Genomic DNA, 26,283 nt, shown 5'->3' with positions numbered 1-26,283 from the left:
GGTGAGCAGATGAAAACAATTATTCACAATGAGTGGCAGACAATTCTCGCACCAGAATTTGCTAAACCCTATTATGGTCAGCTCCATACTTTTTTGAAACAAGAATACCAAACGACGACGATTTATCCCGAGATGTATCATATTTTTCAAGCCTTTGAATGGACGCCGTTTGAACAGGTCAAAGTCGTTATTTTAGGACAAGATCCCTATCATGGTCCGCACCAAGCGCATGGGTGCAGTTTTTCCGTTTTACCAGGCGTCAAAGTACCACCGTCATTACAAAATATTTATAAAGAATTGCAGACGGATGTTGGCTTTCAACCGGTTGAACATGGCTATTTAAAGAATTGGGCAGATCAAGGGGTGTTTTTGTTGAATACCGTATTGACTGTGCGGGCAGGCCAAGCAAATTCGCATCGTAACCATGGTTGGGAACAGCTAACAGATGCAGCCATTGCCGCATTGTCAAAGCGGGGCCACGTGGTCTTTATTTTATGGGGAAACGCGGCAAAGAATAAGCGCCGGTTAATTGATGAGACGCAAAATGCGGTCATTACGGCGGTGCATCCTAGTCCCTTATCAGCCTATCATGGCTTCTTTGGTTCTAGACCGTTCTCACAGACAAATACGGCCCTTGAACAATGGGGCATGGCACCAATTAATTGGCAATTACCACAAACAGTCACGGCAGAATAATAAAACGCTACCATTATTAACTTGTCGCGCTATTAGAAACGTTGTATGATTACATTAGCAATAATAAAACGCTTACTGGAGGTTGCAATTGTGGATTTATTTGAAAGCTTAAAAGCAAAGATTACCAATCGGCAATTTAAAATTGTTTTTCCGGAAGGGACAGAGCCAAGGATTATTGGCGCAGCAGCGCGGTTGAATGCCGATCGGCTATTGAAACCAATTTTAATTGGCGCAACGAACGATATTCAACAAATCGCCGCTGCTAAAGGATTTAACTTGGACAAAATAGCGATTATTGATCCACAAGAATACCCAGCAGCCGACTTCGAAAAAATGGTTGCTGCTTTTGTCGAGCGTCGTCAAGGCAAGGTAACCCCTGAACAAGCACAAACCATTTTACAAGACCCGAATTATTTTGGCACTATGATGGTCTATTTAAACCTAGCTGATGGGATGGTTTCAGGGGCCGTGCATTCAACTGGGGATACAGTTCGCCCAGCACTTCAAATTATTAAAACAAAACCAGGCGTTCAACGGACGAGCGGTGCCTTTATTATGCAACGTGGACGGGATAACGAACGTTACTTATTTTCGGATTGTGCGATTAACATCAATCCGAATGCTCAAGAACTGGCTGAAATTGCGGTGGAATCTGCTAAGACGGCTGAGTTGTTTGACATTGATCCGAAAGTTGCCCTGTTGAGTTTTTCGACATTGGGCTCGGCTCAAGCAGACGAAGTCACGAAAGTGCAAGAAGCAGCCAAAATTGCGCATGAAATCGCACCAGACCTAACGATTGATGGTGAATTACAATTTGATGCCGCCTACGTCCCAGTTGTTGCTAACCAAAAAGCGCCAGGTTCAAAAGTTGCTGGGCAGGCGACGGTGTTTGTTTTCCCAGAATTACAATCAGGGAACATTGGGTACAAGATTGCTCAACGATTTGGGAATTTCGAAGCAATCGGGCCAATTTTACAAGGCTTGAATCAACCCATTTCTGATTTATCGCGCGGGAGCAATGAAGAAGATGTTTATAAGTTGGCTATTATCACGGCTGCTCAAGCATTACAAAACTAACTGATGGCAATTAAAAACGCTAGCACAAAAAATTGTGCTGGCGTTTTTAACTTTGCGAACAGGGCTTTTTTCGGTATAATGACACACAGATAACAATTAGAATGAGGCAGAAGATGTTAGAATTTAAAACAACTGATCCAGAACAAACGATGGCGATTGCCAAACAGTTGGGCCAACAAGTCCAAGCCGGTGACGTCTTGTTATTGGATGGTGATTTAGGCGCTGGTAAAACAACGTTTACTAAAGGCTTAGCAGCGAGTTTGGAAATTGAGCGCTATATTAAGAGTCCGACGTTTACGTTAATTCGTGAATATCAAGACGGTCGGTTACCACTTTATCATATGGATATGTATCGATTGGAAGAAACGGGTGCTAGCGATTTAGGCTTAGAAGAGTATCTCGATGGGAACGGGGTTTCCGTGATTGAATGGAGTCAATTTATTGCCGAAGAGCTACCGAGCGATTATTTGATGATTCACTTTAATAAGGATGTTCATGATGATCAAGTTCGGACGTTAGTACTTGAACCGCATGGCGCGCGCTATGAAGCATTGGTGCGTGCTAGTTTTGCAGATGAGTGTCATTGATATTCGGCCCGTGCAAGCCGCAGATGCGCGGGCTTATTTATTTTTTTCTAAAAACGGTGCCCAAAGAAACACCGTAAGTTATCTTATTCGCGGGGCTAGTCGCTTTAGCGTCACGATTTACTGAATTTAGATAGCGCGTATTTTTGAATTGCAACAAATTATCCGGCAATTGTATGCAATAAACAGTTTGGTTATAGGGCCAAGGTCCGATTAACAGCGGGCTTTGATACGCCGGAAACAGGCTATATGCCAATGGTGCAAATGAGCCAATTAATGAATATGGATGAGGAGAATTATGATGCAACACCAACGAGGACGCGGAATTTACTTAGCCGTATTAGGATCAACCTTTTGGGGAATTCAAGGACCAGTATCACAGTGGTTGTTCACTGACACGGCAATTAAGCCGGAATGGCTGATGGGGGTTAAAATGGGCCTTTCCGGCTTATTCTTATTGGCTTATGCGTTCATTAAACAACCGAATGATGTTTTGACAGTGTGGCGGCAACCACGAGATTTTAGCCGGTTGCTGTTATTTGCTGTATTAGGCTTATCGGCCGTTCAGTATTTTTATTTTCTAACGATTCAAGCCAGCAACGCCCCAACGACCACCATTTTACAGCAGCTAGGCACCATAATGATTATTTTAATTAGTTTAGTGATTTATCGGAGGGCCCCAAGCCGAGTTGAATTAATTGCGGTGACGGTTGCATTGCTAGGAACGTGGTTGTTAGTGACAAAGGGCCAGCTGACCCATTTAGCGATTTCACACGTAGCATTTGGACTTAGTTTATGCCTCGGCTTTTCCGGGGCTTTGAATACATTATTGCCGGTCAAATTATTTCAAAAATTTCCGACGTTAGTGATTGTGGGCTGGGCGATGTTAATCGGTGGGATTGTCTTTACCTTTGTCCACCCATTTTGGGTTGATGTGCCACCGTTAAACGTGGCAACAATCAGCAGTGTCTTGTTCATTGCCCTATTTGGGACCGCCCTTGCTAACCTCTGTTTCTTGGGAAGTTTACGGTATATCACCCCAACGACGGCCGGGTTATTGAATACTTTTGAACCGCTGGCTGCGACTATCGGCACCGTCTTATTTTTAAAAACAAGCTTTAATATTTGGGAAGTCGTTGGCGGGATACTCGTCATCAGTACCGTCTTTATCTTGAGCCTTGGGCAATCTAATTCAAAATAAGTTAACACGATGAACCGAATTATGGTATAATCAACAACGGAAACAAAGCTCTTACATTAGTCAAAACAAATTAATGATTATGATGAAGTTATTAATCTTGTCGAAGCCTTAATGACAATTTAGCTTTAATCCACCATTCGTTAAAAGAACGGTTAGCCTGTCTGCATAGACAAGTTAACCGTTCTTTTTGTTAGCCGATTAATTTGGTGGCTGCTTTTAGCGGCTCAACACCAAAATCGTTAGCTTCTTTAATTAAAATTTTGGCACAGGCGATACTATCAGCCAGTGCGTTGTGGTGATTATCGAGTGGAATCGCTAGGTTATCACACAATGTATTTAACTTATGATTTTCAAATTGTGGGTATAAACGGCGACTCGTTTTGAGCGTGTCTAAGGCTAGATAATGGGGGGCAGGGATGTCGTAGTATTGAAGGGTGCTTTTTAACACACCAATATCGAAATTGGCATTGTGGGCGACTACTAACTTATTTGGGGTGAAAAACGGTGCGATGTGCGGCCAGACTTGATTAAATTTGGGGGCTTGCGCCACATCAGCTTCACGAATTCCATGAATTTGAGTATTGCGACTACTAAAATAAGTTTCCGGTTTAATTAAGGTGTAAAAACTATCAACGATCTGATTGTTGCGCACAACGACAAGGGCGAGTGAGCAAGCACTGTGCCGCTGTCCATTGGCGGTTTCAAAATCCATTGCGACAAAATTCACTATTTTGAACCTCGCTTTTTTTAAAGTTTGCTTATTCTAAGCGAATAAATCTTGCGTGTCAAGTTCAACGGGGCAGTGATCGGAACCGAAAAGTTCCGTGTGAATCTTGGCATCCAGTAACTTAGGTTGTAAATCATTAGAAGTGATGAAGTAATCAATTCGCCACCCGGCATTATTATCCCGGGCGTGGAAGCGATAACTCCACCATGAGTAAGTATCAGTCTGATCAGGGTAGAAGTAACGGAAAGTATCGGTAAAACCGCGCTTTAAAAGGGTTGTCATTTGTCCGCGTTCTTCATCAGTAAAGCCGGCATTATGATGATTAGTTTGATCATTTTTTAGATCAATTGGTTCATGAGCAACGTTTAAGTCACCGCAGAAAATGACGGATTTTTGGGTCGATAAATCAGCGATATAAGTTTGAAAGGCATCTTCCCAGCGCATTCGATAAGCTAATCGTTTTAATTTATCCTGTGAGTTGGGCGTGTAACAAGTGATTAAATAAAAAGTCGGGTACTCAAGCGTAATCACGCGCCCCTCCTGATCGTGTTCAGACTGACCGATACCATAAGTTACGTTTAGCGGTTTGTGCTTGGTCAAGATGGCAGTACCGGAATAGCCTTTTTTTTCGGCATAATTAAAGTATTGATGGTAACCTGGTAACGCCAATTCAACTTGGCCGGCTTGGATCTTCGTTTCTTGCAGACAGAAAAAATCGGCATCTAGTTGATTAAAAGTGGTCATAAAATCTTTTTTTAAAATAGCGCGTAAGCCATTAACATTCCAAGAAATAAATTTCATTGTCGTTCCCTCATTTCTAAACTCCATTTTAACGGTTTAGTTAATAATACGCAAAAAAAGTGGTGACTGTTCAATTTAAGCCGTCTTTGTTAAACTAGGAGTAGATTATTTTTGAGGGGAACGACAATTGTGACAAGTCAAGTTGAAGCATTCTTACAAGCAAATCAAACAATCGAGATCCATCAAGCTGAACCATTAAGCTTGTACACCTTTACCAAAACAGGTGGGCCAGCGGATTTACTCGCACTCCCCAAATCTGTTGCAGAAGTGCGCCAATTAGTGGCCAGTGCTAACGAACTGAGCTTACCTATCACAGTTATCGGCAACGCTAGTAATTTAATTGTCCGTGACGGCGGGATTGAGGGCTTAGTCATCATCTTAACCGCAATGAACCAGATTAAAGTCGAGGGCAACTTGGTGACCGCCCAAGCTGGCGCCGGAATCATTCAAACCTCTGAAGCAGCTTATGCTGGTGGTTTGACGGGATTAGAGTTTGCTGCCGGCATTCCTGGTAGTGTTGGCGGCGCGGTTTTCATGAACGCTGGCGCTTATGGTGGCCAAATCAGTGATGTCTTGACACGCGTTGATGTCTTAACACGTGACAATCAATTGCAAACCTTAACAGCCGCTGACTTAAATTTTAGTTACCGGCATAGTTTAATGCAGGAAAACGGGAGCATTGTTTTAGCGGCCTATTTTGAAATGACAACTGGTGTTGCATCAGCGATTCGAGCACGAATGGATGAGGTTAATGCTCTCCGGGCTGCAAAACAACCTTTGGAATATCCCTCATGTGGAAGTGTCTTCAAACGACCAGTTGGGTATTTTGTCGGGCCGTTGATTCAAAAAGCGGGGCTTCAAGGGTATCAAATCGGTGGCGCGCAAGTTTCTAAAAAACATGCCGGGTTCATTGTGAATATTGATCATGCAACGGCAACGGATTATTTGACGTTGATCGAATATATTCAAAAAACCATTTGGGCGAAGTTTCAGGTGCGCTTAGAACCAGAAGTCCGCATTATTGGCCAACATAAGCAAGGTTAAATCAATGATGAAAAGCTATGGTAAAAAATGATTTTATCAGGGCTTTTTTTAACGATGTGCGCTGATTAATGGCGCGTTTTAAAAAGAAAGGGTGTTGGGATGGCGATTATTGAAGCTGTTATTTTGTTAATTACGTTGGTGATTATTGCCAATATCATCGGGCATTATTTACCGAATTTACCGGTCAGTTTAATTGAGATTGGCTTGGGATTGATGGTGGCCTTAGTTTTTGCCGTCAAAATTCCACTGAAAACGGATTGGTTCATGTTAGTCTTTGTTGCACCACTATTGTTTAACGATGGCCGCCGGTTTCCCAAGAAAGAACTGTGGGCGTTGCGCGGACCGATTATTGGCAACGCAATTTTCCTCGTTTTTGCCACTACGTTGATTGGCGGCTTGGCGATTCACTGGTTAGTACCGACGTTACCACTTGCTGCGAGTTTTGCGTTAGCCGCAATCTTGTCGCCAACTGATCCAGTAGCGGTGCAGTCGATTTCGGAACAGGCTGATCTGCCCCCACGGGTTTTGCACTTAGTAAGCGGTGAAAGTTTAATTAATGATGCTAGTGGTTTGATTAGTTTTAAATACGGCATTGCCGCTGCTGTTACCGGCTATTTTTCATGGCAACAAGCTGCGGGAGATTTTCTCTATATTAGTATTGTTGGTGCATTAGCTGGGATGATCATCATGTTAGTAATTCATTTTATCCGCTTATTTATGTTACAACAAGGCTTTGAAGACGTGATGTTCCACACGATTCTACAATTGATAACGCCGTTTATTATCTACCTGATTGTTGAAGATCTATTTCACGCGTCTGGTGTTATTGCAGTGGTGGTAGCTGGGATTATTAGTCATTCATCGCGTAATATTTTTCTTGATTTCTTACCTGAATTGAAGTTAGTGACGGAACAAACTTGGTCAATCAGTGTTTACTTACTAAATGGGATTGTCTTCTTAATTTTAGGGATTGAACTGCCCGTTGCAATGCGCAATACGGTGCATAATCCGTTAATTAATACGAGTGAAGAAATTCTACTTGTCTTCGCGGTTTGGCTGATTCTAGTGATTGTTCGTGGCTTATGGACGTTAGCTTATTTGCTCTACACAAACCAGACCAATCCCAAAACGCTGCGTGAAAATAGCAAAATAGCAGTGTTATCTGGGCTATCTGGGGTTCGTGGGGCAATTACCATGGCGGGGGTGTTGTCGGTACCAACCGTTTTGGCGGATGGTTCACCGTTTCCTCAACGCGGTTTAATGCTCTTTATTGCGGCGGGCGTGATTATTGTCAGCTTAGTGATGGCCGTTGTCTTGATTCCTAAGTTGACCAAAGTCAAAGCACCAATTGAGATGCGGGGCATGCAACAAGAGCTGGAGGCCGAAGCAGCCGCCGAAGATGAAGCAGCCACTGACTTTTTGGATGAAACAGATGCTAAGATTTACATGTACAAGGTGGCAGCGAGCATGGTCGAATCCCAACGACATAGTGACAATAATCGGGCTGCTTTAGATTTATTAGCAGAATATCAACTGATGATTCGCCGATTGGAGAGTCGGCAAAGCGAAGCAAGCCCAAGCGACGAATTACCACCGTTAATTGCTGAAGAGTTAATTTTACGGCAAGTAGCATTTGACGGTGAACGGCAGAAGTTAGAGGCGTTATGGGCTGAAAAAGCAATTAGTGCCAAAAGTTATCGGCACGGTAAACGTAAATTACGGCAAAAGCAAGTGATGTTATCGGTTATCGGGACGAGCTTTAACTGGCATCATGTACAATTACAAATCTATCGTGCTTGGTCGATTAGCAAACGATTTTTGACGCATCTCTGGCCGCGGCGGACTAAATCCCCAAGTGAAACTGAGTGGCAATTAACTGAACGGGAAATGGCTAAAGCGGGAATCAAGCAGTTGTCATATTTTTTGAAGCAACCGGAAAATCGCCAACGTCATTTTAATCGTCAGGTGATTTATCAAATTATTGTGCGCTATCGTAACCAGATTGAAAATATGAAAAATGGGGGCCGGAGTAAGACCGCTATTTATGAACGTCAATTGCAAAAATTAAGAATCAAAGCGCTCACGAGTGAACGTGCGGCGATTCAAGAGTTATTGGAACAACATAAGATTGCTTGGCAGCTTGCAGATGAATTACGTAAAAACATTAACTATTCCGAAAATGCGCTCATTTTAGCACGAACGGATACTGAATAGATGGAAAAAAAGCCCCCTGCACTCATTTTAAAACGAGTGTAAAGGGCTTTTTTTGATAGCTAGAATAAATGCCGGCGACGGTAGTATCGGTAGCTGTAATAGCCAACTAGCGCAAGGCTTGCGCTGATTAGTGAAATCGTCAATCCCCAATAGAAATAAGGCGGCCAGTATTTTAGGGTGATTGTATGGGGCCCTTTTTTCAGCGGGATGGCAATGAAGTTCTTCAAACCGCGTTTGATTTTAACCGGGTGCCCGTCAACCGTTGCGTGCCAACCAGCAGCATATGGGACGGTTGTCATGAGGACTTGATTTTGATTTGGAATGGTAATTGTCCCTTTAACTAACGTGTTTGAGAAAGTTTTCAGTTGCAATGAATGGGCTCGTAATTGATTGGTTAACTGCGTTAAAGCTTGGTAATTTAGGCTGTATAGATTAATATTCTGCAGCCAAATTTCCTTTTTAGAAAAGGTTAGATCAACGGTTTGTTGTTGCCCAATCGCGTTGCTCGTTAAGTTTAGAACAACAGCATCCCGAAAAGTATCGTATTGTTGAATGGCTTGGCCATTTAATGCGACTTGAACCGCATTTTTTTCAAGGCTGGCGCCCAATGTGAGATAATAAGGGTCACTCGTGGTGGGCGTGAACGTATAGATGACATGCGCTGGATTTTTGGGGTCAATTCGTAAGAATGTTTCATTGAGCTTGGGCTTTTGTTTAGCATTCTTATAAGTGACGGTTTTGAAAAATTGTAGTGTGAAAAGTGGTTCGATCGTCGTTGAATTGGTTAAATCTGATGCAATCTGGTTCTGTTCAAGTAGTGGATAGTTAGCGACGACATGGTGTTTAAGCACTTTTTCAGAAGCGGCAAAGCCAAGGCCGAGTGCGTTTTGATTTTGATAAATTGCAACTTGATCTTTTTTCTTAAGTAAGTTATAGCGCGCTAAGTCTGGTTTATTGGAACTGAGCGGCATTGTTGGTTGACCACTAGTGTCGTTGAGATAGTAGCGATAACCTAATAATGCATCAGTGAAGAGTGTTTGATTCGTATCGGCAACGGCGCCATCGCCAGCCGGTTCACCAATGCTGCCCATAAATTTCGGATAACTGGGTTCGAGCATCGAATTAAAATGGGACCCACCGAAATAATCAGCTTGCATTGGATCATTTTTAGTCCGCATAAAGGTTTTACCAATTCGTTGAAAAGTGGTTTTATTGGGAATTGCGTTAACGGCCGCCTGCAAGTGCGCTGTATAGTCTGCGTAATCTTTTTGCGAAACATAGCTAATCTGATTGAGACTCATTGTCGCGTTGGTGATCATTTCACCAACGACGCATAGGATTAGAAGCAAAGGATAATAGCGCTTGAGTGGTCTTTTCAAGAGCAAAAGCAAGCAAGTCATTAATAAAAAGGCGATGCTTACGTTAATCTGAGTAGGGCTTAGCGCCGTAAAATGCTTGAGATGTTTAGCAGTATAACCGTAGGCTGCCATCAACATTAAAAATGGTAATAAGAGTTGATACCAACTAAATCGCGGTTGATAGTGGAGCCGTTGGACCGCAAGAACGATTAGCCAAAAGCTAACCACATATGAAAAACGATAAGGATACCAAACCGGAAATTGCATGCCGTGCCATAATAAATCAAGGGGTTCATAACACATTGAAACGCCTAAGAAAATAGTGACTAATAAGGCAACAAATCGTTCTTGCCAAGCAATCTTGTGTGTTCCAAAGTATAAAAGCGCACAAATTAATACAAGGCTTCCGACGAAGATATTCGGTTCGCCTTTTGGCATTTGGTCGAAGTTGAAATTACCAATGACTAGTTTAGAGAGCATCTTAAGCGGATTATATTCGAACTGCCAATGAATTTTTTGGATTGTGTATTGGCCCTTACTCTGCGTCAATTGGAAGAAAGTCGGCAGTAGCAACCACGCCGAGAGTAAACCGGCTAAAAGTGAGCCACTAATGAAGCGGACGCCACTTCGTCGGAAATGACGCCAAGTTTGCCAGTAATGGGCACAAGCCCACGCAAAATAAGCAATGACAAACAGGCAAACCATGTATCCCATATAATAGTTACTCATTAAAAGGGCAGCAAGACTCAATGGATACAGCCAAAAGTGACGGCCAGTAAAGAGGCGATCAATTCCTAAAACAATTAACGGAAGCCAAACGAGTGCATCCAACCACATGACGTTAAACTGGTTAGCAATTGCAAATCCGGATAAGGCGTAGACGACACTAAGTGTTGGGAACCACCAACTGTGGAGTAGTTTGTTAGATTTTAAGTAGTAGGCAAAGCTCAGACCACTGGTCCCGGTTTTCAAAAGGACCATCAGCCAGACGCCCAAACTCAGCCAGCGTCCCGGTGTCAATAGGACGATTAAATTGAACGGACTCATCAGATAATAGGCCCAGACCCCAAGCATGTCGCCCCCCAAGCCTTTAGCAAAGGAATAAAAAAAGGTCTCGGGATGATGCAATAGGGTGCTTCTGAAAAAAGCATAAAAATCAATGTATTGTTGGCCTAAATCAACCGTCAGGATTGTTTGCCCACCAAAAGGAAACACATGCCGCAGTAGCCCATAAATAAATAAAATGCTAAGTGGTAGTAGGAAACTCAGACCTAATGTATAATGACGACGTGCAAAAGCGTAGAATCGACTCACGGTAATCCTCCAATTAATAAAAAAATCTAAAAATTAGGTTGCTAGTCCGTTTTTAACTGAGAAAAGCTGTAAAATATAATCAGTTAATGACTATGCTTAAGCATACCATAATCTTGTTTGAATTTAGAGATTTGGCATAGCTTGTTTATGATAATTTTGCTAAACTTAAACAATACAGCACACAATCGCTCAAAAAGTCGTTTGGTGACTTTTTGAAGCATAAAGCAGCGCCCCATCTTTCACTAGCAAGGCGCTAATAAGGAGTATCTGACCGTCTGTGAAAATCATTAAGAGAAAAAACAAACAAAACCATGAAAAATCACTGATTCCATTCCGCTTGAACTTCCTATTGTTCATCGTTTTTGTGTTATTTGCGGCGTTGATTATGCAATTGGGCCGCCTACAAGTAATGGAGGGCGCTAATTTTCAAGCAATGGTCAACACGACTGATAAGAAAATCGTTACAGGTAACGTGCCCCGAGGAATGATCCTCGATTCGAAGGGGCGGGTTTTAGTTGGGAATACAGCTAAGCCGGCGATTACTTATACGAAGAACATGAATGTTTTGGCGGATCAAATGTATACCGAAGCTAATAAGTTAACCCACTATTTAACGGTACCGACAGATAAATTAACGGAACGGGATCAGATTGATTACTACCTCAGTAATCCCAAGAACCTTAAAAAATGGAACGCAAAACTGCCTAAATCGGCTAAGGTTGCCAGTGATGGTTCTGTGTTACCGGAAAAGAAAGTTTATCAATCGACAATCGAATTGGTTAAAAAATCGTTTGGCGGCTTAAACGATCAACAGAAACAAGCTGCTGCGATTTTTAAAATTATGAGTGGTGCTTATCAATTATCGACAGTTTATATCAAGAATACGGATGTCACCGATAAGGAAATTGCACAAATTAGTGAACATCTAACGAGTTTACCAGGGATTAATGTCGGCACCGATTGGGAACGCGCTTATCCCAATGGGGATTCGATGCGCAGTATTATTGGCCATGTTTCAACAGAAGAACAAGGGTTGCCAGAAGACGGTATTAACGCCTTGTTAGCACAGGGTTATTCGCGGAATGATCGCGTTGGGACGAGTTATTTAGAAAAGCAATACGAAAGTGTCTTGCACGGTTCGAAGTCACAATCACAAGTCGAAGTTGGTGCGAATAATCAGATTCTTTCAAGTAATGTCTTATATAAAGGACAAAAAGGGAGCAATTTAAATTTAACCATTGATCAAGCTTATCAAACACAGGTGGAAGCTGCTTTGAAGAAAGTCTACGACCAAGCAAAAGCCGCAGGAGCCACCCAGTATTCTGATGGGGCATATGCCGTAGCGATGAATCCCAAAACAGGGGCTATTTTAGCAATGGCCGGTGAATCCAACGATCGCAAATCAGGTGAAATTGCCGATGATGCCCTTGGGGTTATTAACCACACCTTCGTTATGGGGTCTGCAATCAAAGGGGCGACTGTTATGGGTGGCTTAATGGACGGTGTGATTACACCAACCAATAATACCTTACCGGATACCCCGATTTATTTAACTGGAACGCCCGTTAAGAAATCAGTTTACCCAGTTGGGACATTTAGTGCATTGAATGCTGAATCAGCGTTGGAAGTTTCTTCTAATATTTATATGATGCAATTAGCAATGTTAGAAGGGCATGCCAAATATGTACCCAATTCACAGTTGACGATGGACTCAGATATCTTTACGAAGATGCGCGGTTATTTCAGTCAATTCGGTTTAGGACAAAAGACTGGGGTTGATTTACCGGGTGAAGCCTCAGGAATTTTAGGGCCAACTGTCAATGAATATGGCGATCCAGCCTTAGGTTCCTTACTGGATTTGTCCTATGGTAACTATGATGCTTATACTTTAATTCAATTAGCACAATACATTTCAACCATCGCCAATGGTGGCCAGCGCATGAAACCATACCTTGTGGATTCCATCCAACAAACTGGTAACGATGGCACAGCTGGTCAAGTCGGCACCAAGACAAGGCCCACCGTGCTCAGCACAGTTGATGCGCCGGAAAGTTACTTCAATGTCGTTAAAAAAGGGATGTACAACGTTGTCAACGGGACCAACGCCTGGGGGACAGCACACACCTTAAAAGACATCAAACCAACGTTTGCCGCTAAAACCGGGACTGCCCAATCTTTTGCGCGTGAAGATCCAAATGATTCGACAAGTAAGCAAGTGGAAACCGTTACGTCTAGTTTGGTTGGGTTTGCGCCTTACGATAATCCACAAGTGGCAATTGCCATTGTGTTCCCGAACTTAAACTCTGATAAAGGACATTACAATACATTACTAGCGCGTGAAATGATTACGAGTTTTTATAAATTAAATAACATTACTGGATGAAATATTCCGAAATAACCTTTTCAGATACCATAAAAAATGGTATGATACTAAGAGTCTAAGAATTAAACAGTTTTTTAGAAAATTACTTACAACTTGGAGGCTATATCAATGCGTGTTCACATTACAATGGAATGTACAGAATGTCACGAACGTAGTTACTTATCAAACAAAAATAAACGTAACAATCCAGATCGCTTGGAATTAAAGAAATATTGCCCACGCGAACGCAAAGTAACTTTACACCGCGAAACTAAATAATAGTGACGCACATCAAAAGTCGGGGCGCTTCGCGCTCGGGCTTTTTTTTGTTAAGGAGGCGTTTGAATGCAGACTAAAGAGCAAATTCGGCAACAACAAATTGCGGCCTTACAAACGCTTGCGCAAACGCCAGCGCTTAAATCCGCTCAAGAAGCAAAGCTTTTGCAATTATTAATGGCAACCGAAGCGTTCCAAACGGCAACAATCATCGGTATCACATTAAGTCAGCCAATTGAAATGGCGACAAAACCGGTAATTGATGCCATTCGTTTTGCAGGTAAACAAGTTGCAGTTCCTAAGACTTTACCGGCGCGACAAATGGCTTTTTACCCGTTAACGGCAACCACTGACTTGGCAACGAGTTCGTATGGTGTTTTAGAACCCGTAATCACAGCTAGTAGCCAGGCGATAATCCCTGATTTAATGATTGTACCTGGGCTAGCATTTAGTCCGGAAGGTTGGCGGGTTGGCTTTGGTGGTGGTTATTATGACCGCTATCTGGTCCAACACCCCATGCCAACTATCGCACTAGCACTTAAACCACAACAACGAAGTGCCGATTGGGCCATTGATGAATTTGATGTCCAGCTCGATCAGGTTCTTCAGGTCTAAAGGAGAAAAGATGACTAATTTTAAAGAACGTTGGCAAGACGCCCCGATTGTGGTGTACGCCTTGATGTTATTGAACATTTTGATGTTTGCAATGATGTTTTTGAATCCGGTGGTATGGTTGAACGGCTTTACATCGGCTAATATGTTAATGAATGGCCATATTATTGGCTTTATAATGGCGTCTGTTAATCATGGACGGTTTATGAATCTCTTCGTAGATCTAGTGATTTTATTTTTTGTCGGTGGGCAACTTGAACGCCTGTTGGGCCACTGGCGATTACTAGCGATCTATGTGCTGAGTAGTTTGGCGAGCTTGTTTACCACTAGCGCCTTTTTGGGCCTTAATACGCCAATGGTTACTGCTGGAACAGCCATTTTAGGGCTCTTCGGTGGTTTCTTGATGTTAGGGGATGCCTTCAAAGAAGAGTCAGTGTTAGGCCAAGTGGCCCGTCAATATTGGTTATTTCTATTTTTAACCATCGGATTACAGTTTATTGTCGATCACAATGCATTGTACGCAATGGTTGGTGGGGTCCTTGGCGGCTTTTTAAGTAGTATGGCGCTTGGTGCCCCTAAAGTGGGGAAAATTAACCCGCTAAACCGTGTTGTGAGTGGGTTAATTTATGTCGCAACGATGATTTTATTTGGATTTCTGGGTATGAATCATTAAATAACTTATGTATAATGTTAAAGGTGAAGTTGATGAAAACTCTCTATGATGTACAACAACTTTTAAAACAATTCGGGGTTTACGTCCATCTTGGTAAACGACTTTGGGATATCGAGTTAACCAGTATCGAATTACGGCACGTTTATGATGCGGGGTTAATCGATGGCAAAGTGTATCGTGATGCTAAGATGGTTTTAGTGCGTGAACATCGGTTGGAGGAAAAAGAAGCGTTTAATCACAATTTATTGGAGGAGAAATTTAAATGACAGACAAGAAGTTAATCGGCGTTGATTTAGGCGGAACAACTGCCAAATTTGCAATTATGACAATGGATGGCGAAATCCAACAACGTTGGAGTATCGATACGGATATTTTAGATGAAGGTAGCCACATTACACCTGATATCATTGAATCGATTAATCATCATTTAGATTTATATAACATGACACCTGCTGATTTTATCGGAATTGGGATGGGAACCCCTGGTAGTGTTAACAGTAAAGAAGGAACCGTTATTGGGGCTTACAACTTAAATTGGAAGACAACGCAATATCTTCGTCGCGATATCGAAGCAGGCACACACATGAAGCTTGCAATTGATAACGATGCCAACGTTGCTGCTTTAGGCGAACGCTGGAAAGGTGCAGGAGAAAACCAACCTGACGTTGCTTTTGTGACACTTGGCACTGGTGTTGGCGGCGGAATCGTTGCTGACGGTCATTTATTACACGGTGTTGCCGGTTCTGCTGGTGAATTAGGCCACGTAACGGTTGAACCACATGGTTACGAATGTACTTGTGGCAAGCAAGGGTGTTTAGAAACTTATGCTTCAGCAACCGGAGTTGTTCGGGTTGCGCGTGACATGGCTGAAGAATACGCTGGTAACTCAAAATTAAAGACAATGTTGGATGATGGTGAAGAAATCAGTTCGAAAATAGTTTTCGACATGGCTAAAGAATCAGACGCATTGGCTGTCAAAGTTGTTGATCGCGTTTGTTACTACCTTGGGTTAGCATTGGCTAACGTTGGGAACATGTTAAACCCAGCTTACATCGTTATCGGTGGTGGCGTTTCAGCTGCTGGTGAGTTCTTACGCAAACAAGTTGAAGCATACTTTGAAGAATTCACATTCCCAAATGTTAAGAAGACGACTAAGATTCGCTTAGCAAATCTAGGGAATGTAGCCGGTGTTATCGGGGCTGCTTCACTTGCACTTCAATTTGATCAACAATAATTTGTTATGAGGGAGTCTTATCGATGCTTGTATTAGGGACAATTAATGTATGGGTAGTCATTAATATTATTCTAGTCGTCATTTTACTCTGGTTATTGGGCGATTGGGCCTATTATCAAATTCAACGCAAACGCTTAGGTGGCGAATTAACGGAAGCGGCCTTTGAAGAAACCATGCGTAAGGCTCAGATTGTCGATTTACGGGATAAAAAAGATTTTGATGCCGGGCATATTTTAGGGGCCCGGAGCCTACCTTATCCAATGTTGAAACAAAACATGGGTGAATTACGGATGGACTTACCAGTCTACTTATACGATGCAGGCATTACGCTTAGTATCCGAGCAGCACTGAAGTTAAGAAAAGCTGGTTTCACAGATGTTAAATGGTTGAAAAAGGGTTATGCTGGTTGGACCGGCAAAACAAAGCGTAAAAAGAAATTAAATTAAACTAAAAAACCCAAGAGTTACTAGCAAACAAACTAGTCGACTGTTGGGTTTTTATGTTAGCGTACGACACTTAGGCGGCTTGGCAGCGCCTCTTGGATAGGTTGTGAAACCATAAAAAAAGTCCGTCACCCAAAGGTAACGGACACAGTCGTTTCGAAGGACTTATCCTTGGTGAGCTGAATGGCTCTTACGGTTAGCACGTCGACGACTTTCTTCAATTTGATTTTCTTTTTCTTCGATTGGATCAACAACGGTCTTCTTAAATGCCAAGAGCGAACCGGCAATCGCGCCGACTGTTGAAACGGTTCCGATGACGAACCCTTTTAGAAATTTATGTTTCATAGATAAAGCCTCCTCAAGTCTCAATTGATTCAAGTACAACTTTATTATCGCGTATTTAAGCGCGAATAGCTAGTAAAATACGTTAATTAATGTGGTGAAAATATGGAAAAAGAAAAGCTAATCGTCATTGTTGGTCCGACAGGCGTTGGTAAAACAGCCTTAAGCCTACAACTTGCACAACAGTTACAAGGTGAAATTATTTCCGGGGATGCGATGCAGGTTTATCGTCAATTGGATATCGGAACAGCGAAAGTAACTCCCCAAGAACAAGCGCTTGTGCCGCACCACTTAATTGATGTGGCAGATATTGACCAACGGTTCACCGCCTTTGACTTTCAACAGCAAGGGCAACAACTCGTTACTGAAATTATCAGTCGTCAACATATGCCCTTAATTGTTGGTGGGACGGGATTGTATTTGCAGGCATTACTGTATGATATGACCCTGGGTAGCGCGCAAGATGCGGAACAGAACTTTGCAATTCGGCAAAAGTGGCAAACTTTTTTGGATAAACATTCTGAAACAGCTTTATGGCAAGCACTTAATCAGATTGATCCGCAAGCAGCCGCTAAAATTCCAAGCGCTAACCCCCGGCGCGTGATTCGGGCATTAGAAGTGTACGAAACAACGGGGCTGCTTTTTTCACAACAAAAGCCAAAAGCGTTACGTTATGCTTCGTTTATCATTGGCTTAAATTGTGAGCGTTCGCTATTATATGCGCGCATTAATCAACGGGTCGATCAGATGGTTGCAGCGGGTTTGATCGAAGAAGCACGGTTCGCTTATGCACATCGTGAAACGAGCCCGCAAGCTGTACGGGGGATTGGCTATAAAGAGTTCTTTCCTTATTTTGATGGTACCGTATCGTTAGAAACGGCAATTGCGCAAGTGAAACAGAATTCGCGGCATTATGCAAAACGGCAATTAACTTGGTTTAGAAACCAGATTCCGGTAAACTGGTACAATTTAGTTGAACAACCAGAAGCTGATTTAGCCCGGATTCAAACTGATTTACAACAATGGTTACAGCAATAATAGAAATGGAGTGGTTAAGATGGATTGGCAAGCAAGCTTAGCACCAGAATTACAAGCTAAAATCGCGGCAGTTGATGCCCAAATCGCACCGCGTTTACAAGCATTAGATGAACAAATTATCAATAATCAAGCAAAGGTGCTCGAAGCGTTCCAAGCAGAAAATATTTCTGAATCACATTTAAATGGAACAACCGGTTATGGCAACGATGACCAAGGACGCGATAAATTAGAGGCTGTTTATCGCCGCGTTTTCAAAACCGAAGCTGCCCTCGTGCGGCCACAACTAGTTTCTGGCACGCACGCAATTGGAACGGCTTTATTAGGCATGTTGCGTCCAGGCGACGACCTTTTATATCTAACCGGTGAACCTTATGATACGTTGCAAGAAGTCATCGGAATGGCCGGCAATGGAATTGGTTCACTAAAAGAATTCCAAATTGGATTTGATTTCGTACCATTATTAGAGAATGGGGCCGTAGATTTTGAAACAGCGCGGACCAAAATCACTGCTAAGACAAAAGTGGTTGCTATTCAACGCTCACGGGGCTACGCTGACCGCGATAGTTTCACAGTTGCTAAAATCAAAGAAATGATTACCTTTGTCAAAGATATTAACCCTGAATTGATTGTCTTTGTCGATAATGCTTATGGTGAATTCTCTGAAATAACGGAACCAACGGAGTTCGGAGCTGATGTCATGGCTGGTTCTTTGATCAAAAATGCTGGTGGGGGTATCGCGCAAACGGGTGGTTACATTGTCGGCACTGAGAAGTTAATCGAAATGATTGGTTATCGGCTCACTGTACCAGGTGTTGGTGCCAGTGAAGGGGCCACCCAAGGTAATTTACAATTGATGTTTGAAGGTTTCTTCTTAGCCCCAAGTGTGACCGGTAATGCAATTAAAGGGGCTGTTTTTGAAGCAGCACTCTTGGAACAAATGGGCTTGAGTGTCTCACCGAAATGGGATGCGCCTCGAACTGACTTGATTCAAACAGTGAACTTCGGTAATCCAGATGATATGGTTAAATTCGCTGGTTGTGTTCAAGCACAATCACCAATTGATTCGTTTGTGACACCGATTCCAAGTGATTTTGCTGGTTACGAAGACCAAATCGTGATGGCTGCCGGAACCTTTATCCAAGGTGCTAGTATTGAATTTTCAGCCGATGGACCACTGCGCGCACCATATACCCTTTACTTGCAAGGTGGGTTAACTTACGCGCACGTTAAACTCGCGATTAGTCGAGCGGTGCAAACAACTTTTTTTGAAAAATAAATTCTTAGCGGTCAATCAAATGCGCGTTTGATTGACCGCTTTTTTTGGACATAAAGCGTGGTATGATAAGGATGCAACGGAACGTAGCGATTGTTTCTAAGCGATGCTTTAAATTATTGCTAGTACAAAGGAGTTAATCTCGCTACGGTAAATCTTGGAGGTGGTTAGATGCTAATTGGTCAACGATTAAAACAATTCCGTCTGGACGCGGGCTACTCTCAACGGACACTCGCGGATCAGATTAATGTGTCACGCCAAGTTATTTCTAAATGGGAGACGGATAAAAGTGCACCAGATTTGAATATGGTAGTCGCCCTTGCGAAATTGGACAATGTTCCTTTGAATACTTTACTGGGGGTCGAAACGGCCACTAAGGCGAATTTTTAAATGATGTCAGAAAAGCTAACATCAAATGTTGACCGTTTGCAAGGCGACTGGTAAGATAAAACGCAAGTGAGGTGAAATGGATGGCTGAAAAACAGTTAAGGCGCAACTTAGCAGTGTTACCGATTGGGACGGTCATGAAATTGACAGGGCAAACAGCCCGTCAAATTCGCTATTATGAAGCGCAGGCGCTTGTTTTTCCACAACGGACAACGGGCCATCAACGCATGTTTTCGTTGAACGACGTTGATCGTTTGTTAGAAATCAAGGATTACCTAGCTGAAGGGACAACAATGGCTCAGATTCGTCAGATTTATCAAAAGAAGGTAGAGCGGCAACACGATAAACAGCTATCAGACGAAAAGGCGCGCCGATTATTGGCCAACGAATTATTATCAGTCGGCGGCTTAGTTGGACAACGGTCAACCATTTCACAATCATCTAAATTATATTAAGGGGCGACGGATTAATGGCACGTAAAGAATTAACAGCAGAAGCAATTAAGCAATTGGTGGATCAAGAAAACGTTAAGTTCTTACGTTTAATGTTTACGGATATCAATGGAATTATCAAAAATGTGGAAGTGCCAATTAGTCAATTAGATAAAGTTTTAAGTAACAAGATGATGTTTGACGGTTCTTCAATCGATGGTTTTGTCCGGATTGAAGAAAGTGATATGTATTTGCGCCCTGATTTAAGTACGTGGCTCATATTCCCATGGGAAGCTGAACATGGGAAAGTCGCGCGGCTCATCTGTTCTGTCTATACGGCAGATGGGCAACCCTTCTTGGGTGATCCACGGAATAACTTGCAGAAATTGGTTCGCGAAATGCAGGCAAAAGGGTTCAAAGATTTTAATATCGGACCTGAACCAGAGTTCTTTCTTTTTAAATTAGATGAATACGGTAAACCGACATTAAAACTTAACGACCAAGGCGGCTATTTTGATTTTGCCCCCGTTGATTTAGGGGAAAATTGTCGCCGGGACATTGTTTTGGAACTTGAAAAGATGGGCTTCGAAGTGGAAGCGAGTCATCATGAAGTCGCACCGGGACAACACGAAATTGATTTTAAATATGCTGATGCAGTTGATGCTGCCGATAACATTCAAACCTTTAAACTAGTGGTTAAAACCATCGCGCGAAAACATGGGTTACATGCAACCTTTATGCCAAAACCATTGCATGGTGTCAACGGTTCTGGGATGCACATTAACATGTCGCTCTTTAATCAAGATGGGACTAATGCCTTTTACGATGAAAATGGGACTGAGCAACTTTCAGAAACGGCTTATCATTTCTTAGCCGGTTTATTGCAACATGCGCGCGCCATTACGGCGATTAACAACCCAACAGTCAATTCTTACAAACGACTAGTCCCTGGTTTTGAAGCCCCTGTTTATGTCGCATGGTCTGGTCATAACCGTTCACCATTAATTCGGGTCCCCCAATCACGTGGCTTATCAACGCGGCTTGAATTACGGAGTGTCGATCCAAGTGCCAATCCTTATTTAGCAATCGGTTCGATCTTAGCAGCCGGTTTATCTGGTTTAGATCAAGGGCTCTTACCTGATGCTGGGGTCGATCGTAATATTTATAGTATGGATGAAACAGAACGGAAGGAAAATCACATCACTGATTTACCATCAACATTGCACAATGCATTGAAGGAATTAGCTCAGGATGAAATTATCAAAGCTTCAATGGGACCATATCTCTACCAGAGCTTCATGGATTCTAAATCATTAGAATGGGCGGCTTATCGCCAACAAGTTTCTGAGTGGGAACGGGAACAATATTTGGAACTTTATTAGTCGCTATTTGCGCCATATTTTTGTACAATTAAACTTTAGAAATAGAAAGTTGGCAGCGTATGAAAACATTGGTGATTATTAGCCATCCCGAAATCGAAACATCGATGGTTCAAAATTTCTTAAAAGCGAGTGCAGCACCGCTGGAAGACATTACTTGGCATCACTTAGATGCAATCGATACATTCGATGTGGTTGCTGAACAAACCTTATTACGGCATCATGAGCGGATTATTTTTCAATTTCCGCTCTATTGGTATGCTGCCCCAGCGAGTCTAAAAGCGTGGTTGGACACGGTTTTAACGGGCCAATTTGCTTTTAATGGCCGCCAACCATTAGCGGGAAAAACACTTGGGATTGTCGTTTCAACGGGAACGGCAGCTAAACATTTTCAAGCTGGTGGTAGTGAACAGGTAACACTTTCGGAAATTTTGCGTCCATATGAATTGGTGGCGCGTAAGTTAGGGATGGTTTATTTACCACCACTTACGATACATCAACTAGGTTATTGGCAAGAAACCGATAAACAGCGTTTGGTCATTGATTATCAGCGGTATTTGACGCAAGCGCAATTTAATTTTGATCAGAAATTAGCGTGGTTTGAAACGATGCTTATTAAAAAGGCTGCTGAAGTCACGTCGCCTGAAGCACAACAACGGATCACGCTTTTGCGTGAACAATTGGCTAATAAGCATGCGGCATTAACCGATTTGAATTGGCAAGTTCAACTGATTCGTGAAGAAGAAGGTGAAGGCTAGTGGATTGGCTAACGGAACAAATTCAATTGCAAAAAGAGCAAGCTACGACTTATGAGGAGCAAGCTTTTTATACAGCTCTTCAACAAGCAAGTGATGAACTAGCGTTGCGGATTGAACAACAACAAGGTGAGCTTGACGGCCGAATCTGGAATGCGACAAATTGGTAAACTTTAGCGCAAAAAAATACCCCGACGCAAGCCGGGGTATTTTTTTGTGCAATCAATTAGTAACGTTTGATTAATGTATCGAAGGCATCAACGATTGCTTGGAAGAATTTAAGCGTATCTGGATTGGTAATTTCTTGATTGTCGTCTAATAAGTTCATGACATTGCCGATATAAGCTTCTGGTTGTTGAACCGTTGGCATGTTTAAGAAAACAAGTGATTGTCGTAAGTGGTGGTTAGCACCGAAACCACTGATTGCACCAGGTGAAACGCTGACGATTTCAGCTGGTTTGTTATCCCAGATGCTTGCCCCATAAGGACGTGAACCAACGTCTAAAGCATTCTTTAATACGGCTGGAACTGAACGGTTGTATTCTGGTGTAACGAATAAAACGGCATCCATTGTCTTCATTTTATTTCTGAAAGTCGTATAAGCTTCAGGGACTTGATTTAAATCGTCATAATCTTGGTTGTACAATGGTAAATCACCAATTTCAACAATTTCTAGCTTATAATCTGATGGGAATAATGGCATTAATGATTTAGCAACCGCTTTGCTAAAAGAATCTTTCCGTAAACTACCAATTAAAACTGCGATATTTTTTGTCATAGTGAACCCTCCAATTGTTTACTTATTATTAGTAAGTAATTTTAGTATAACACGTTCCGCTGAAAAGGCAACCATTTTTACTTGCTAATTTAAGCATAGCGAATTAATGAAGCTTTTAGCAAAGAATATGGTCGGTTAGCGATTGGCATTCGCAAGGTATAATCGTATAATAACAATCATTAGAACAAAGATGGGAAATGAATCATGGAAATTAAATGGCACGTTAATCAAACACAATCTGTTAAACAATTTTTGCTTGCAAGTGGCATCAGTCAACGATTATATGCCAAAATTAAGGCAGTAGGACAACCAATTTTAGTGAACGGGCAAAAGTGTGCGCCTAGTGATTGGGTGCAACGCGGTGATGTGGTTACAGTGCAGTTACCAGCTGAACCGGCGGATGCCGCGGTGGCGATTAGTCATGCGCCGATTACTATTTGTTACGAAGATGATTATTGGTTAGCAATTAACAAACCAGCCGGTCTGGCAACAATTCCAGGACCCACTAATCAAACGGATACTTTATTGAATCGTATCAAGGGTTACTGGCAAGACCAAGGGGTAACGGATTTAGTCCCGCATATCATTACGCGTTTAGATTTTGATACAAGTGGGATTGTTTTAGTCGGTAAACATCAGGTTGCACAAAGTCTATTGCAACCGCAGATTGAACAGCATCAACTACAAAAATTTTATTTAGCAGTCGTTTCAGGAACGGGTTTACCACAGTCGGGGGATATTCGTGAACCGATTGGACAAATTGATCATCAACCACGCCGCGCAGTATTAGCCGATGGTCAATCGGCTTGGACCCATTACTGGCGCTTGGGAGCAACCGATCAGTTGACGGCAGTTAAAGTCCAGCTTCACACCGGACGCACCCATCAGATTCGCGTCCATTTCAGCGCACTCGGTCATCCGTTAGTAGGCGATCAACTCTATGATGGACCGCTTAATCTGGGGATAACGCGACAAGCATTGCATGCGTATCGTCTACAATTTCAAGATCCATTCAGTCACCAGCAGATCACAATTGCAGCGCCGATTCCGGCCGATATTCAAGCGATTCTACCTACAGCACAATCATCAATTGATTGAAAGGAAAATGACAAATGAAAAAATGGCAATGGTTATTAATTTGTATCTTGTGTTTAGGCATTGGCGGGATTATCGGCCATATAGTAACTCGCCAAGCAGCAGGGCCAGCGATTATCCGGCCAACTTTGGCAACCGCGAACCAGCCTGTTATTTTTGTCCCCGGTAGTGATGGGACTGTTGAAGGATTTAACGGAACCTTCGCTAGACTCAAGCGCCAAGCCACGCGCCATGTTTTAAAAGTAACGGTATTAAAAGATGGCCACTTGAAAACTACTGGCCACTTTGACCCAAAAGCACACCACCCGGTGATTGTGATCGCGTTTGAAAATAATGCTGATGGGGACCAGAATGTCTTTAAACAATCAAACTGGTTTAAATTGGCCGTAGGTAAATTGGCTAAGCAATACCACTTTACGCACTTTGGTGGGGTTGGTTATTCTAATGGGGGCCTTGTATTAACCCGGTATGCTGAACGTAGCGGAAGTGGGCCGAAGATTACGCGATTACTAACGCTAGGGACGCCATATAATGGCATGTCAGAGCACATCAATCAAGAAACACCGATGTTAGCTGATTTGAAGAGTCGACGCCAAGCTTTGCCAAACGCACTAGTTGTCTATTCAGTCGGCGGTACCATTAACGATGAGAACGATGGCATTGTCCCAGCGGCGAGTGTGGCAGCTGGCCGTCTCATTTTTCAAAAGCAAGTTGCTGAGTATATGACCATTTCGGTCAGTCAGCGCCAAGCAGCCCACACTCAATTACCGGACAATCCGACCGTTATTTCACTGATTCAACAACTCATGTTTTAGCTAATAAAAAGGTGTCGCCTAGCAGAATTGCTGAGCGACACCTTTTTTTGGCGGTTATTGATCAATTGTTTTCAAGAGACTGCGCGTGATAAGCATACCCATGATGAAGATTAACACTTCTGTTAGTGGGACACTTAACCAAACACCGGTTAATCCGAAAATTCCAGCAAGAACCAAGACACTTGCAATCAGTAGAACATAGCCCCGCATGATTGCAACGAAAAAGGATAATCGGGGTTGTGCAATGGCAGTTATAAATAAGTTATTGACGATGTTCATGCTTGAGAAAAAGAAACTAATGAAGATTAATGGAATCCCAGCTGACGCATAGTGAATCAATTGCTGATTGTGCTCGTGGTTAAAAATTTCGATGATTGGTAGTTTAAGACCAATTAAAACGAGATATAAACCAAGCGCGATGCCAAGGGCAGCAAGCAAGCCAATTTTGAGACTGGTTTTAACATTATCAAAATGATGTTTCCCAAATTCGCGACTAACGATGGGCTGAACCCCGACGGCGACCCCATTAAATAAGGATAAACCAACTAACAAGATGTTGGCGATAATCCCGTAAGCAGCGACCGCGTAGTTATTACTGAGATGGAGAATAACAATATTGAAGACGAAAATGCTAACGCCAGTACTCATTTCAGTTAAAAAGGATGGAAAACCGAGTTGAATTGCTTTGAACGTTGGTTTAAAACGCAACGTTAAGTGCTGCAGAGTCAGTAATCGTTGTGGGTGATGACGGTGTTGCGTCAGAATAATGAGACTGATAAGTGGTGAGAAAATCGTGGCCATCGCCGCGCCCATCATGCCCATGTGCAGTGGAAACATTAAGAGGTAATCGAAGATAATAACAAATAAGCTTTGTGAAAGTGTCGCAACCATTGTCAGATGGGGATTACTATCGTTACGAACGAAACTTAAGACCAAGTTATTGATAATAAATAAAGGGCTACCGATTAGGATGATGCGTAAATAGACTAAGCTTGGGGCGAGTGTTTCTTGATTGGTACCGAGTAAGTGGAGTAGTGGATGGATAAAAATCAATCCTAGTGCCATAATAATCAGGCCTAATAAAATGCCGAAGGAAAGCACTTGAGTGAAAATCAAGCGACTCTTCTCGGGATGTTTACTCTTATTAATCGAGAAAATCGTGGCACCGCCAATTCCTAGCATCAAGCCTAAGCCGTTAAATAAGTTAAAAATGGGCAAGTCGATATTCAAAGCAGCCAAGCCAATTGGGCCAACTGCATATGCGATAAAATACGTGTCCGCTAAAATATAGATCGATAAGCCTAATGAGCTGAAGACATCACGGATAATGTAGCCCGCTAATTCTTTTTTAATATGTGGTGAGTTTTCCAAAAT

General features: G+C 42.5%; 28 protein-coding genes. 22 read left to right on the top strand and 6 right to left on the bottom strand.

Translation table 11 applies throughout. The annotated features are described in order from the left end of the window. Nucleotides 1–9 precede the first annotated feature (9 nt). From J7Q78_RS04805 to J7Q78_RS04790, 4 genes are all read left to right on the top strand, one after another. Complete coding sequence (locus J7Q78_RS04805; RefSeq protein WP_208421920.1) at nt 10–696, top strand: uracil-DNA glycosylase; 687 nt, start codon at nt 10–12, stop codon at nt 694–696. A 90-nt stretch (nt 697–786) separates the two neighbouring features. Then, nucleotides 787–1,773: a phosphate acetyltransferase gene (pta, locus tag J7Q78_RS04800; protein WP_208421919.1), complete on the top strand. Its 987-nt coding sequence runs from the start codon at nt 787–789 to the stop codon at nt 1,771–1,773. A gap of 113 nt (nt 1,774–1,886) precedes the next feature. Continuing rightward, nucleotides 1,887–2,360: a tRNA (adenosine(37)-N6)-threonylcarbamoyltransferase complex ATPase subunit type 1 TsaE gene (gene tsaE / locus J7Q78_RS04795; protein WP_208421918.1), complete on the top strand. Its 474-nt coding sequence runs from the start codon at nt 1,887–1,889 to the stop codon at nt 2,358–2,360. Between the two features lie 298 nt (nt 2,361–2,658). After that, entirely contained in the window at nt 2,659–3,558 is a 900-nt protein-coding gene (locus J7Q78_RS04790; protein ID WP_208421917.1) for a DMT family transporter, read from the top strand. Nucleotides 3,559–3,748: 190 nt separating this feature from the next. Here J7Q78_RS04790 and J7Q78_RS04785 read toward each other — a convergent pair whose 3' ends face one another. Further along, nucleotides 3,749–4,285 carry a 3'-5' exonuclease gene (locus J7Q78_RS04785; RefSeq protein ID WP_154242317.1) on the bottom strand — a complete coding sequence of 179 codons (537 nt, stop codon included), beginning with the start codon at nt 4,283–4,285 and terminating at the stop codon, nt 3,749–3,751. A gap of 36 nt (nt 4,286–4,321) precedes the next feature. After that, on the bottom strand, nt 4,322–5,086 hold the full coding sequence (locus tag J7Q78_RS04780; protein WP_208421916.1) for an exodeoxyribonuclease III: 765 nt from the start codon (nt 5,084–5,086) through the stop codon (nt 4,322–4,324). 129 nt (nt 5,087–5,215) lie between these two features. Between J7Q78_RS04780 and murB the strand changes: the two genes are divergently transcribed. Then, entirely contained in the window at nt 5,216–6,130 is a 915-nt protein-coding gene (gene murB, locus J7Q78_RS04775) for a UDP-N-acetylmuramate dehydrogenase (RefSeq protein WP_154242526.1), read from the top strand. A gap of 99 nt (nt 6,131–6,229) precedes the next feature. Continuing rightward, nucleotides 6,230–8,344: a cation:proton antiporter gene (locus J7Q78_RS04770; RefSeq protein WP_154242315.1), complete on the top strand. Its 2,115-nt coding sequence runs from the start codon at nt 6,230–6,232 to the stop codon at nt 8,342–8,344. Between the two features lie 59 nt (nt 8,345–8,403). On the opposite strand, the gene J7Q78_RS04765 is transcribed toward J7Q78_RS04770, so the two are convergent. Continuing rightward, nucleotides 8,404–11,016, bottom strand: a complete 2,613-nt coding sequence (locus J7Q78_RS04765) for a YfhO family protein (protein WP_208421915.1) — start codon at nt 11,014–11,016, stop codon at nt 8,404–8,406. 277 nt (nt 11,017–11,293) lie between these two features. Between J7Q78_RS04765 and J7Q78_RS04760 the strand changes: the two genes are divergently transcribed. The 7 genes from J7Q78_RS04760 to J7Q78_RS04730 all read left to right on the top strand — a co-directional run bounded on the left by J7Q78_RS04760 (nt 11,294) and on the right by J7Q78_RS04730 (nt 16,619). Further along, nucleotides 11,294–13,399, top strand: a complete 2,106-nt coding sequence (locus J7Q78_RS04760; protein WP_208421914.1) for a peptidoglycan D,D-transpeptidase FtsI family protein — start codon at nt 11,294–11,296, stop codon at nt 13,397–13,399. A 108-nt stretch (nt 13,400–13,507) separates the two neighbouring features. Next, nucleotides 13,508–13,657, top strand: a complete 150-nt coding sequence (rpmG, locus tag J7Q78_RS04755) for a 50S ribosomal protein L33 (RefSeq protein ID WP_011375028.1) — start codon at nt 13,508–13,510, stop codon at nt 13,655–13,657. 66 nt (nt 13,658–13,723) lie between these two features. After that, entirely contained in the window at nt 13,724–14,269 is a 546-nt protein-coding gene (locus tag J7Q78_RS04750; RefSeq protein ID WP_208421913.1) for a 5-formyltetrahydrofolate cyclo-ligase, read from the top strand. A gap of 10 nt (nt 14,270–14,279) precedes the next feature. Continuing rightward, a complete protein-coding gene (locus tag J7Q78_RS04745) occupies nt 14,280–14,939 on the top strand; it encodes a rhomboid family intramembrane serine protease (RefSeq protein ID WP_208421912.1) in 660 nt (219 codons plus the stop codon). Between the two features lie 32 nt (nt 14,940–14,971). Then, complete coding sequence (locus J7Q78_RS04740) at nt 14,972–15,205, top strand: YqgQ family protein (protein ID WP_173011546.1); 234 nt, start codon at nt 14,972–14,974, stop codon at nt 15,203–15,205. Further along, nucleotides 15,202–16,173, top strand: coding sequence for an ROK family glucokinase (locus J7Q78_RS04735; RefSeq protein WP_154242309.1), 972 nt, complete (start codon nt 15,202–15,204; stop codon nt 16,171–16,173). The genes J7Q78_RS04740 and J7Q78_RS04735 overlap by 4 nt, the downstream gene beginning before the upstream one ends. 23 nt (nt 16,174–16,196) lie before the next feature. Continuing rightward, nucleotides 16,197–16,619 carry a rhodanese-like domain-containing protein gene (locus J7Q78_RS04730; protein WP_154242308.1) on the top strand — a complete coding sequence of 141 codons (423 nt, stop codon included), beginning with the start codon at nt 16,197–16,199 and terminating at the stop codon, nt 16,617–16,619. A gap of 162 nt (nt 16,620–16,781) precedes the next feature. On the opposite strand, the gene J7Q78_RS04725 is transcribed toward J7Q78_RS04730, so the two are convergent. Then, nucleotides 16,782–16,961, bottom strand: coding sequence for a DUF3042 family protein (locus J7Q78_RS04725; protein WP_004265196.1), 180 nt, complete (start codon nt 16,959–16,961; stop codon nt 16,782–16,784). Nucleotides 16,962–17,063: 102 nt separating this feature from the next. Here J7Q78_RS04725 and miaA point away from each other — a divergent pair, with 102 nt between their 5' ends. The 7 genes from miaA (at nt 17,064) to J7Q78_RS04690 (ending at nt 22,391) form a co-directional block, all read left to right on the top strand. Then, entirely contained in the window at nt 17,064–17,996 is a 933-nt protein-coding gene (miaA, locus tag J7Q78_RS04720) for a tRNA (adenosine(37)-N6)-dimethylallyltransferase MiaA (RefSeq protein ID WP_208421911.1), read from the top strand. 19 nt (nt 17,997–18,015) lie between these two features. After that, nucleotides 18,016–19,272 (top strand): methionine gamma-lyase family protein, encoded by a 1,257-nt coding sequence (locus tag J7Q78_RS04715; protein ID WP_208421910.1) that lies wholly within the window; start codon nt 18,016–18,018, stop codon nt 19,270–19,272. A gap of 168 nt (nt 19,273–19,440) precedes the next feature. Further along, nucleotides 19,441–19,659, top strand: coding sequence for a helix-turn-helix domain-containing protein (locus J7Q78_RS04710; protein WP_235688057.1), 219 nt, complete (start codon nt 19,441–19,443; stop codon nt 19,657–19,659). Between the two features lie 80 nt (nt 19,660–19,739). Then, complete coding sequence (locus J7Q78_RS04705; RefSeq protein WP_154242305.1) at nt 19,740–20,111, top strand: MerR family transcriptional regulator; 372 nt, start codon at nt 19,740–19,742, stop codon at nt 20,109–20,111. Between the two features lie 14 nt (nt 20,112–20,125). Continuing rightward, nucleotides 20,126–21,469, top strand: coding sequence for a type I glutamate--ammonia ligase (glnA, locus tag J7Q78_RS04700; RefSeq protein ID WP_208421909.1), 1,344 nt, complete (start codon nt 20,126–20,128; stop codon nt 21,467–21,469). A 59-nt stretch (nt 21,470–21,528) separates the two neighbouring features. Further along, on the top strand, nt 21,529–22,224 hold the full coding sequence (locus J7Q78_RS04695; RefSeq protein ID WP_208421908.1) for an NAD(P)H-dependent oxidoreductase: 696 nt from the start codon (nt 21,529–21,531) through the stop codon (nt 22,222–22,224). After that, nucleotides 22,224–22,391 carry a hypothetical protein gene (locus J7Q78_RS04690; RefSeq protein ID WP_173011545.1) on the top strand — a complete coding sequence of 56 codons (168 nt, stop codon included), beginning with the start codon at nt 22,224–22,226 and terminating at the stop codon, nt 22,389–22,391. Before J7Q78_RS04695 ends, J7Q78_RS04690 begins: the two co-directional genes overlap by 1 nt. A 56-nt stretch (nt 22,392–22,447) precedes the next feature. Here the strand turns inward: J7Q78_RS04690 and J7Q78_RS04685 are convergent, their stop codons facing one another. Continuing rightward, a complete protein-coding gene (locus J7Q78_RS04685) occupies nt 22,448–22,999 on the bottom strand; it encodes an NADPH-dependent FMN reductase (protein ID WP_208421907.1) in 552 nt (183 codons plus the stop codon). A 204-nt stretch (nt 23,000–23,203) separates the two neighbouring features. Between J7Q78_RS04685 and J7Q78_RS04680 the strand changes: the two genes are divergently transcribed. Both J7Q78_RS04680 and J7Q78_RS04675 read left to right on the top strand, forming a co-directional pair. Then, on the top strand, nt 23,204–24,097 hold the full coding sequence (locus tag J7Q78_RS04680) for an RluA family pseudouridine synthase (RefSeq protein WP_208421906.1): 894 nt from the start codon (nt 23,204–23,206) through the stop codon (nt 24,095–24,097). 14 nt (nt 24,098–24,111) lie between these two features. Continuing rightward, nucleotides 24,112–24,909, top strand: coding sequence for an alpha/beta hydrolase (locus J7Q78_RS04675; RefSeq protein ID WP_208421905.1), 798 nt, complete (start codon nt 24,112–24,114; stop codon nt 24,907–24,909). A 54-nt stretch (nt 24,910–24,963) separates the two neighbouring features. On the opposite strand, the gene J7Q78_RS04670 is transcribed toward J7Q78_RS04675, so the two are convergent. Then, on the bottom strand, nt 24,964–26,280 hold the full coding sequence (locus tag J7Q78_RS04670; RefSeq protein ID WP_208421904.1) for an MATE family efflux transporter: 1,317 nt from the start codon (nt 26,278–26,280) through the stop codon (nt 24,964–24,966). Nucleotides 26,281–26,283: the final 3 nt, after the last annotated feature.

The organism is Latilactobacillus fragifolii, assembly GCF_905332535.1.
Classification (GTDB): domain Bacteria; phylum Bacillota; class Bacilli; order Lactobacillales; family Lactobacillaceae; genus Latilactobacillus; species Latilactobacillus fragifolii.
This window is presented reverse-complemented; position numbering and strand designations above follow the sequence as displayed.